Origin of the sequence: Chromobacterium sphagni (assembly GCF_001855575.1) — a bacterium.
Classification (GTDB): domain Bacteria; phylum Pseudomonadota; class Gammaproteobacteria; order Burkholderiales; family Chromobacteriaceae; genus Chromobacterium; species Chromobacterium sphagni.
On record NZ_MKCS01000001.1, the window covers coordinates 3,206,789 to 3,217,904 of the forward strand.

Genomic DNA, 11,116 nt, shown 5'->3' on the forward strand with positions numbered 1-11,116 from the left:
CCGACGCGGGCAGTGCCAACCGTGCGGCGAGCAGGCGCAGGATCAGGAGTTTTGTCAGCGGTTCTAAGAAGACCCATCTTGGGAGGGAATGCCAGTGTGCGGAATCGCGGGACTGTTTCATGAGGGGCTTCAGACCCAGGAGCGGGTCGATTGTCTGAAGAGCATGCTGGCGCGGATGCGCCATCGCGGTCCGGACGAGATGGGATACTACTTCGACGATGTGTCGGCCTTGGGCAGCGCTCGCCTGAGCATCGTCGACATCGCCGGCGGGCAGCAGCCGCTGGGCGATGAAGCCGGGCGCTACTGGATTGCGTTCAATGGCGAGATTTACAACTACAAGGAGCTGAGGGGCGAGCTTGAGGCGCGCGGCCGGCGTTTTGTCTCCCATTGCGACACGGAAGTGCTGCTGCAGGCCTGGATCGAATGGGGCGCGCAGTCGCTGAAACGGCTGAACGGCGCCTTCGCCTTCTGCATATACGACCGGGTGGAGCGCTCCATCGTTCTCGCCCGCGACCGTTTCGGCAAGCGGCCGTTGTATTACCTGAACCAGTCCGGCGCCATCGTATTCGCCTCGGAATTGAAATGCCTTCTCGCCTATGAACCGTTCCGCTTCGCGTTCGACAGCGAACAGCTGGCCTCGATTTTCCGCATCTGGACGCCGCTGGACGAGCATTGCGGCTTCTCGTCGGTACGGCAGGTTCCCGCGGGGGCCTATCTTTATGCGCACGGCCAGGGGGTGGAAACCGTTTGTTACGCGCCGCTGGAACTGGACGCGGAGCCGCTGGCGCTGGGCGAAGAGGAGGCCGCGGAGCAAGTGCGCGCGGCGCTGTCCGACAGTGTCGGCCTGCGTCTGCGCGGCGATGTCGAAGTCGGCACCTATCTCAGCGGCGGCATAGACTCGGCGATCATCACCGCGCTGGTCGGCGCACAATCGGCCGGGCCGGTCAAAAGCTTCTCCATACGCTTTGACGAAGACGAGTTCGACGAGTCGGGGGACCAGCAACTGCTGTCCTCGTTTTTCGGCACCCGGCACACCTCGCTCAGCATTGGCAGTCGGGATATCGTCGATGCGTTCCCCGACGCGCTATGGCATGCGGAAACGCCGGTTTTCCGGACGGCATTCGTGCCGATGTTCCTGCTGTCGCGGGAAGTGAACCGCCAGGGCATCAAGGTGGTTCTCACCGGCGAGGGCGCCGATGAGGCCTTTCTCGGCTACGACATTTTCAAGGAAACCTTGCTGCGCGCCGACTGGGGCGGCAAGGACGCCGACGCGCGCCAAGCCGGCCTGTCCCGCCTGTATCCGTATCTGCGCCAGTTCAACGAGCAGAACCGGGCGTCGATCTCCGCTTTCTTCGACCAGCTGTCGGGCAAGGAGTCGGAGGACTTCTTCTCGCACCAGCTCCGTTTCCACAACTCCCAGCTCTCCGCCCGCCTGCTGCGGCAAAAGCATGAGGCACTGAAACCGTTGACGGAGCTGGTCGCTGCCGCCGGCGGGCGGTTTTCGCGCTTGAGCCAGGTGCAGCGCGCGCAGTGGCTGGAGTACAAGACCCTGCTGGGAGGGTACCTGCTGTCTACCCAGGGCGACCGGATGAGCCTGGCCCACAGCGTGGAAAACCGCTGCCCGTTCCTGGATCCGGCCGTCGTCCGCCTCGCCTGCGCGGGCAACTTGAAGTTCGGCGACCCCTTCGATGAAAAGCATTTGCTCAAGCGGGCCTTCGCCGACCAATTGCCGGCCCGGCTGTTGAGCAAGCCGAAGCAGCCGTATCGCGCGCCCGATGCCAGCGCCTTTCTGGCGTGCCGACCGGATTATCTGGATGCGATCGGCTCGGAAAGCGAGCTGAAGAAGATAGACGCGCTGGATCCGAAGTTCTGCCTCGCCTTTGCCGACAAGCTGCTGTCGAAGCCGGTGGAGCGGATCAGCCAAGCCGAGAATCAAACCTTCCTGTTCCTGCTTTCGACGGCCTTGCTGCATCGCCGCTTTGTCGAGCGGAACGCCCCGGAGCCGTCGGCGATAGACGCGCTGCTGACCAGACGAATCGATGGACGGCTTTACGCATGAAAAGCAAACGACGTGTCGCGCCGGCGGCGTCCGCTCAGGACGAAATCGCCGTCATCGGCCTAGGCTGCCGGTTTCCTCAGGCTGAAAATCCGCTGGTGTTCTGGGACAATCTGTTGCAGGGCAAAAGCGCGATCGGCCCGGTGCCCGAGGGGCGCTGGCGCGATCCGGAGCGGGCGCAGCCCTTCCGCGGCGGCTTCATCGCCGAAGCCGACTGCTTCGACGCGATGTTTTTCAAGATATCGCCGAAAGAGGCCGAATTGATGGACCCCCAGCAGCGGATATTGCTGGAGGTTCTCTGGCATACGATGGAAGATGCGGGTATCCGGCCGTCCACGCTGGCCGGCCGGAAGGTCGGCGTGTTCATGGGCGTTTGCAATAATGACTACGCCGATCTGCTGAACGAATACGGCCGCTACGAAACGGGCCTTTACGGTTCCACCGGCACCTCGGGCTCGATTCTCTCCAACCGGGTTTCATTCGTATACGATTTGCGCGGGCCCAGCGTCACCGTGGACACCGCGTGCTCCAGTTCCCTGGTCGCGGTGCATATGGCGGTGAAGGCGCTGCGGGCCGGCGAGTGCGAGGCGGCGCTGGCCGGCGGCGCGAACATCTGCTGGAGCCAAAGCCGTTTCCTGGCCTTTGGCAGCGCGGGCATGTTGTCGCCGGACGGCGTGTGCCGGACGTTCGACGCCCAGGCGAACGGCTATGTCAGGGGCGAGGGCGCCGGGGCGGTTCTGCTCAAGCCGCTGAGCCAGGCCATCCGCGACGGAAATCCGGTTTACGGCCTGATCAAGGGCGGGGCGATCAACCATGGCGGTCGGACCCGGGGCCTTACCGTGACCAGCCCCGAACAGCAGTCCCGCTTGCTGCTCGACGCCTACGGCGATGCCGGCGTGCCGCTGGACACCGTCGGCTATATCGAGGTGCACGGCACCGGCACGGCGCTGGGCGATCCGATCGAGTTCCTCGGCCTGAAGCAGGCGTTCGCCGCCCAGGCCGCAAGCCGGGCGGAGGTCGGGCTGCCGGTGAGCCAGGCGGCCGGATATTGCGCCTTGGGCGCGGTGAAAACCAATATCGGCCACCTGGAGGCCGCCGCCGGCATCGCCGGACTGATCAAGGTCCTGCTGGCGCTGAAACATCGCAGCTTGCCGGCCAACCTCAATTTCCAGGCGCTCAACTCGCTGATCAAGCTGGACGGCTCGCCGTTTAGCATTCCCATCGAGACCCGGTCGTGGCCGGCCATGGCGCAGGGGCCGGACTTGCTGCCCAGGCGTGCCGGCGTCAGCGCGTTCGGCTATGGCGGAGCCTATGCTCATCTGGTGGTCGAGGAGTGGGAGCCGGTGGCGGAGGAGGCAGTGGCCGAGCCGGACGGCCTGCCGCAACTGATAGTCTTGTCCGCGCCGAATATCGGCAGACTGCGGGCACAGGCGGCCTCCCTGGCCGCCTTCTTGTCGCAGGACGGCGGGCGCATGGCCCTGGCCGATCTCGCCTATTCATTGCAGATCGGCCGCGAAGCGTTTGCCGAGCGGCTGGCCATCGTAGTGTCCGATGTTTCCATCCTGATCGCGCGACTGAATGCGTTCGCTGCCGGCGCCGATCAAGTGGATGACGGTTTTCGCGGCAAGGCGGCGCGGGAGGCGGCACCCCCGGCCGACTTGGCCGCAGACGCCGCCGGGCCGGCGTGGGCCTTGGTGGCCGAGCGCTGGGTGGCGGGCGCGGCTATCGATTGGCAGCGGCGGCTCGACGGCCGGCAGCGGCGGCTCAAGGCCTTGCCGCTGTATCCGTTCGAGCGCCGCCGTCATTGGGCGGCTCCCGCGGAACAGGCTGGACGGCAAGCCTTGTCGCCGGCCGCTGCCGAGCCGGCCAGATCGGGGAAGATCTTCCTGCAGCCGCTCGTTCCGGCGGTAGATGGCGAGGCCGGGAGAGTCGCCGGCTGCCAGCGCGCGGCGGCCGAGGCGCGGGTGGATGTCGCCAGGGCCGTTGTTCCGGTGTCCGCCGTCTCCGTTGCTGCCGATGGCGAGAGGCTGGCCGAACTGGTGCGCGTCTTGACCGGCAGCCTCGCCGAGGCGCTGTATATGGACGTCGGCGAGCTGGAGGCGGACCGGCCATTTTCCGAGCTTGGCCTGGATTCCATCGTCGGCGTCGAATGGAGCCGCGCGATCAACAAGACGTTCGGCCTCAAGCTGCCGGCTACGCGTCTCTACGACTATCCGTCGATTCGCCGGCTTGCCGACTATCTGCTGTCGCTGCTGGCCGACGCCGGCGCGGCGGGCGGAGCGACGGCTGAGCCGCCGATGGCGGGCGCTGCCGGTGCGTCCGCGCCGGACGCCGGCCTGTCGCTGGCCGAGCTGGAGCAGGCGCTGAAGGCCAGCCTCGCCGAGGCGCTGTACATGGACCCCGCCGAGATCGACGCCGAGCGACCGTTCTCCGAACTGGGTCTGGATTCCATCGTCGGCGTCGAATGGGCCAGGGCGATCAACAAGCGTTACCGGCTGGCGCTGCCGGCCACCCGGCTGTACGACTATTGCAGCATCCGGCGTCTGGCCGCGCACCTGGCACAGGATTGCGGCGTCAAGCACCCTCAAGCCGCCGCTTCGGCGGCGGGCTCGGGCGCGGCGCCGGCGGATGGTGACCGCGCGCTGGTGGTGACGACCGTGCATACGCTGGATGAGGTCGAACTGAGCGCATGGCGCGTGCCCGCGCCCGGGCGCGGCGAGGTCGCCGTGGCGGTGCGGGCGTCGGCCATCAACTTCCCCGACGCCATGTGCGTGCAGGGGCTGTATCCGACCATGCCGGCCTATCCGTTCGTGCCGGGCTTCGAGGTGGCCGGCGTGGTGTCCCGGCTGGGCGAGGGGGTGGACGGCATCGCGGTCGGCGACGAGGTGATCGCGCTGACCGGCGCCGGCATGGGCGGGCATGCCAGCCAGGTGAACGTGCCGGCGGCCAATGTGATCCGCAAGCCGGCGAATCTGAGTTTCGAGGAGGCCTGCAGCCTGCCGGTGGTGTTTCTGACCGCGCACCACGCTTTCGAGGCGGCCAGGCTGTCCCGCGGCGAGAGCGTGCTGATCCAGACCGCCACCGGCGGATGCGGACTGGCGGCGATACAACTCGCCCGCCTGCGCGGCGCCGTCGTCAGCGGAACCTCCAGCAAAGAGGACAAGCTGGAGACTCTGCGCCGGCTTGGGCTTGAGCACGCTCTCAACTACCGGACCGCTTTCGATCGGGAGCTCCGCAAGCGGACGGACGGTCGCGGCGTGGACGTGGTGCTGAACATGCTGTCCGGCGCAGCGATCCAGCAAGGCCTGAATTGCCTGGCGCCTTGCGGCCGCTATCTGGAGATCGCCGTGCAGGCGCTGCGAACCAGCCAGCCCTTGGACCTGTCCCGGCTGGTGGAGAACCAGTCCTTTCACAGCATCGATTTGCGGCGGCTGGCGCTCGAGAACGGGCAGGCTTGGGCCGAGGCGTTCGCGCCGCTGCTGCGTCTGTTCGAGACTGGCCTGCTGCTGCCCGTGGTCTCCAGAATCTATCCGCTGGCCAAGATCAAGGAGGCGCTGGCCTTCGTCGCTTCCGGCAAGCATATCGGCAAGGTGGTGATCAGCCATGCCGCCGAACAGGTGATCGATCGCGCCGAGCAGTGCGTCCAGGGCATGCTGGATCAGTGGCGCCGCGCCGCCGAGGCGGCCGGAGCGGCGCCGGCCGCCGGCGGCGCGAAACCGGCGTCGGACGATATCGCCATCATCGGCGTGTCGGGGGCCTTCCCCGGCGCCAAGACGCTGGACGAATTCTGGGACATGCTGGTCGGCGGTCGGGACTGCATATCGGAAGTCCCGGCGCGGCGCTGGGCGATGGCGGGGTGCTACGATCCCCGCCCCGGAACGCCGGGGCGCAGCTACAGCAAATGGATGGGGGTGCTGGAGGAGGCGGATTGCTTCGATCCGCTGTTTTTCAATATCTCGCCGTTTGAAGCGCAATGGATGGATCCGCAGCAACGGCTGTTCCTCGAACATGGCTGGAGCTGCATCGAATCCGCCGGCATCGACCCCGACAGCCTGTCCGGCAGCGGCTGCGGAGTGTATGTGGGCTGCGTCCAGGGGGAGTATGGCCGGGCGGGCGGCCAGGCCGGCCTGACGGCCCAGGGGCTGATGGGCGGTTCCTCATCCATTCTGGCCGCGCGCATCGCCTACCATCTGAATCTGAAAGGGCCGTGTCTGGCGATAGACACCGCCTGCTCCAGCTCGCTGGTCGCCATCGCCGAAGCATGCGACAGCCTGACCCTGGGCCGCGTCGATCTGGCGCTGGTCGGCGGCGTCAGCGTCTTGGCCGGGCCGGAGCTGCATATCATGGCCAGCGACGCCGGCATGCTGTCCAGCGGTGGGCGCTGCTTCACTTTCGACGCCCGGGCCGACGGCTTCGTGCCCGGCGAGGGTGTCGGCGTGCTGCTGCTCAAGCGCCTGGCGGACGCGCTGCGCGACCGCGACATCTGCCATGGCGTGATCAAGGGCTGGGGCGTCAACCAGGACGGCCGCACCAATGGCATCACCGCGCCCAGCGTCAGTTCGCAAGCGGCGTTGCAAAAACAGGTCTATCAGCGTTTCGCCATCGACCCGGCAACGATCTCGCTGGTGGAGGCGCACGGCACCGGCACCAAGCTGGGCGACCCGATCGAGGTGGAAGCGCTGACCGAGTCGTTCCGCTCGCATACCGACAGGCGCGGGTATTGCGCGATGGGTTCGGTGAAAAGCAATATCGGCCATTTGCTGGCCGCCGCCGGCGTGTCCGGCGTCATCAAGACGCTGCTGGCGATGCGGCACCGCATGTTGCCCCCGACGATTCATTTTTCAGCGCTCAATCCGCATCTGGCGCTGGACGACAGCCCCTTCTACGTCAACACCGAGCTGTCGCCATGGCCGGCGCCGGCGGGTCGGCCGCGGCGGGCGGCGGTCAGTTCCTTCGGCTTCAGCGGCACCAACGCCCACCTGGTGCTGGAAGAGGCGCCGCCGCCGCCGCCCTGGCGCAGCGTGGCCGGCTCGGCGCTGATCGTGCTGTCTGCCAAGACCGGCGAACAGCTGCGGGCCTATGCCGGCCGGCTGGCCGATTGGCTGCGCGCGCAGCCGGCAGTCGATCTGGCCGCGCTGGCCCACACGCTGCAAAGCGGGCGCGCCGCGCTGCGCCACCGGCTGGCTTTCGTCGGCCATTCGCGCGAACAGATCGCCGACGCGCTGGCCGATTTCGCCGCCGGCCGCGAGGTGGCGCAACTGGCGGTCGGCGAGGCGAAGCCGGGCGCCGCGGCGCGGGCGGCCGAGATGGACGCCGAGCCGCAGCGGCTGGCGCAAGACTGGGTGCGGGGCGCTGTGGCCGGCTGGCCGACGCCGGTCGGCGGCCGGCCGCCCCGGCTGAGTCTGCCGACCTACCCGTTCGCGCGCGAACGCTACTGGGTCGCGGCGGCGGCGGAGAGCGAAGAGAGCGCATCGAAAGAGCGCGCATCGACGGTTAGCCTGCTGGCGCGCGGCTGGGAAGCGGCGGCGGCCGGCGCGGCGCGGCGTTTCGGCCAGCGCCGGGTCCTGCTCGACGCCGCCTGCGCCGGGCGGGCGCCGGCGCGGGACGCGGCGGGCCAGGCGTTGCACTGCGAGACGCTGGCCGACGGCGGGAACGACGCGGCCGAGCGCTTCGGCGCCAGCCTGGAACATGTGTTCCGGCAGGTGCAGGACCTGCTGCGGTCCGGCCTGGAGGACGGCGCGCTGCTGCAGGTGGTGTTGGCGGACGACGGCGAAGACGGCTGGCTGCGCCAGGGTCTGTCCGGTCTGCTCAACAGCGCCAGCCTGGAGCATCCGGGCCTGCAGACCCAGCTGATTCGCGTCGATCCGGCGGCGGACGCCGGCGCGCTGGCCGAGGCGCTGCAAGCCGGCGCCGAGCGGCCGGCGCAGCGCGAGCTCCGCCATGGTCGCGACGGCTGCCGGGCGGCGACGCTGCGGCCGCTGGCCGCCGTCGGCGAGCCGTCGTTGCCGTGGCGCGAAGGCGGCGTCTATCTGATCACCGGGGGTCTGGGCGGTCTGGGCCTGCTGTTCGCCCGCGAGATTCTCGCCCAGCTCCAGGACGCCACGGTGATCCTGACCGGCCGTTCGGCGCTGGACGACGGGCGGCGGCGGCAAGTGGCGGCGCTGGGCGCGCGGGTGGCGTACCAGGCGCTGGACGTCGCCGACGGCGCGGCGGTGCAAGCCTGCGTGCAGGGCCTGCTGGCGCGGCATGGCCGGCTGAACGGCGTCCTGCACGCCGCCGGCGTGCTGCGGGACGGCTTCCTGCTGAACAAGCGGGTGGACGATCTGCGCGCGGTGCTGGCGCCCAAGGTGGCCGGTCTGGTCCATCTGGATCGGGCGACCGCGGTGCAGCCGCTGGACTTCTTCGCCGTCTTCTCCTCGATCGCCGGCGTGTTCGGCAATGTGGGACAAGGGGATTACGCCAGCGCCAACGCCTTCATGGACGCCTATGCCGAACGGCGGGCGGCCCAGGTGGCGGCTGGGGCGCGGCAAGGCCGCACGGTCTCGCTGTGCTGGCCGCTGTGGGCGGAAGGCGGCATGCGGCTGGACGCGGCCGGAGAAGCGGCACTGGCCGCCGCCGGGCTGACGCCGCTGGCGACCCGGCCGGGGCTGGACGCCTTCTACCGCGCGCTGGCGCAGCACGAACACGCGCGGCTGGTGGTGCTGAGCGGCGACGGCGCGCTGAGTCGGCCGGCCGAGCCCGCGCCCGAGCGCCATACCGAGCCGGCGGCGCTGCAGGCGCGGACGCTGCGGCAGTTGAAGAAGCTGTTCGCCGGCGTGACCCAGGTGGCGGTGGACAGGCTGGACGCCAACGAAGCGCTGGAATGCTACGGCATCGACTCGGTGTTGATCACCCGGCTCAACCGCGAACTGGAGTCGATCTTCGGCGGCCTGTCCAAGACCCTGTGGTTCGAATACCGCACGCTGGGCGCGCTGGCGGCCTATCTGAGCGCGCAGCGGCCGGAAGCCTGCCTGCGCTGGAGCGGCGGCGAGACGGCCGCGCAACCGGCCGCGGGTCCGACGGCGCCGATGCGGCGCGAAGCGATGCCGGCGCCGACACCGACACGGCCGGACGGCGGCGCGGCGATCGCCATCATCGGCCTGAGCGGGCGCTACCCGCAGGCGCGGACGCTGGAGCAGTATTGGGACAATCTGCAGTCGGGCCGCGACTGCATCAGCGAAATCCCGGTCGAGCGCTGGGCGCTGGACAGCTTCTACTGCGCCGACCCCGAGCAGGCGGTGGCCAACGGCAAGAGCTACAGCAAATGGGGCGGCTTCGTCGACGGCTTCGCCGAATTCGACCCGCTGTTCTTCAACATCTCGCCGGCGGAAGCCGAAGGCATGGACCCGCAAGAGCGGTTGTTCCTGCAAAGCTGCTGGGACGTGCTGGAAGACGCCGGCTACACGCGGGAGCGGCTGGCGCGGGTCCACGACGGCCGGGTCGGCGTGTTCGCTGGCATCACCAAGACCGGTTTCGACCTGTACGGTCCCGCGCTGTGGCGGCAGGGGACGGCGGTGTTTCCGCACACCTCGTTCAGCTCGGTGGCCAACCGGGTGTCCTACTTCCTCAACCTGAACGGTCCCAGCCTGCCGATAGACACCATGTGCTCGTCGTCGCTGACGGCGATACACGAAGCGTGCGAGCACCTGAGGCGGGACGAGTGCGAACTGGCCATCGCCGGCGGGGTCAACCTCTATCTGCACTCCAGCAACTACGTGATGCTGTGCATGGCGCGGATGCTGTCGCGGGACGGGCAGTGCCGCAGCTTCGGCGCCGGCGGCAACGGTTTCGTGCCCGGCGAAGGCGTCGGCGCGGTGCTGCTGAAGCCGCTGGCGCGGGCCGAGGCGGACGGCGATCGGATTCACGGGGTGATCAAAAGCAGCGGCATCAACCACGGCGGCAAGACCCACGGCTACACGGTGCCCAATCCGGGCGCGCAGCGCCAGTTGATAGCCGACGCGATCGCCAAGGCCGGCATAGACGCGCGGGCGATCAGCTATGTCGAGGCGCACGGCACCGGCACCGAGCTGGGCGACCCGATAGAGGTGGCGGGGCTGAGCCAGGCCTTCCAGGCGCAGACGGCGGACACCCAGTTCTGCGCGCTGGGCTCGGTGAAATCCAATATCGGCCACGGCGAAAGCGCGGCGGGGATCGCCGGGCTGACCAAGGTGCTGCTGCAGATGCGGCACGGCCAGCTGGCGCCCAGCCTGCATGCCGACACGCTGAACCCGCACATCGACTTCGCGGGCAGTCCGTTCTTCGTGCAGCGCGAGCTGCAGGAGTGGAAGCGTCCGTTGCTGACGGTGGACGGCGTCGAGCGGGAGTATCCGCGAATCGCCGGCATCTCGTCCTTCGGCGCCGGCGGGGCCAACGCGCATGTGATCGTCGAGGAATATGTCGACCGCCGGTCGTGGCCGGCGATTGCCGGGCCGGCGGCCATCGTGCTGTCGGCGCGGACCGAGGCGGAGTTGCGGACGCGGGCGCAGCAGTTGCTGGCGGCGATAGGGGGCTGGGGCGAGGGCGATCTGGCGTCGGTGGCGGCGACGCTGCAGCTGGGTCGGGAGGCGATGGAGCATCGGCTGGCGCTGCTGGTGGACGGCATCGGCGAGCTGGCGGGCAAGCTGGAAGCGCATCTGCGCGGCGATGCGGAAGTGGAGGGTCGCTGGCAGGGCGAGGTGAGGCGCGGCAAGGACGGGTTGGCGGTATTCGCCGAGGATGAGGACCTGAGCCTCGCGCTTGAGGCCTGGATGGGCAAGAAGAAGTATGACCGCTTGCTGGAGCTGTGGGTGAAAGGGCTGGCGCTGGACTGGGGTCGGCTGTATCCGCAAGGTCTGCCGGCGCGGATCTCCTTGCCGGGCTACCCATTCAAGCGCGAGCGCTACTGGGTCGCGGCTGCGGAGACGGCGGCGGTCGAGACGGCGCGGCGGCTGCATCCGCTGGTGCACGAGAACGCCTCCACCGTGTATCGCAGCGCTTCAGCAGCGTTTCGGCGGCGGCGAGTTCTTCCTGACGGACCACGTG

Annotated in this window: 1 protein-coding gene and 1 pseudogene; both read left to right on the forward strand. The window is 68.8% G+C overall.

Annotated elements, in window-relative coordinates; all coding sequences use genetic code 11:
* Positions 1 to 94 precede the first annotated feature (94 nt).
* Positions 95 to 2,059, forward strand: a complete 1,965-nt coding sequence (asnB, locus tag BI347_RS14865; RefSeq protein WP_071113576.1) for an asparagine synthase (glutamine-hydrolyzing) — start codon at positions 95 to 97, stop codon at positions 2,057 to 2,059.
* A pseudogene (locus tag BI347_RS24620) lies at positions 2,056 to 10,725 on the forward strand (SDR family NAD(P)-dependent oxidoreductase); the annotation flags it as partial. The gene asnB and the pseudogene BI347_RS24620, both read left to right, overlap by 4 nt.
* Positions 10,726 to 11,116: the final 391 nt, after the last annotated feature.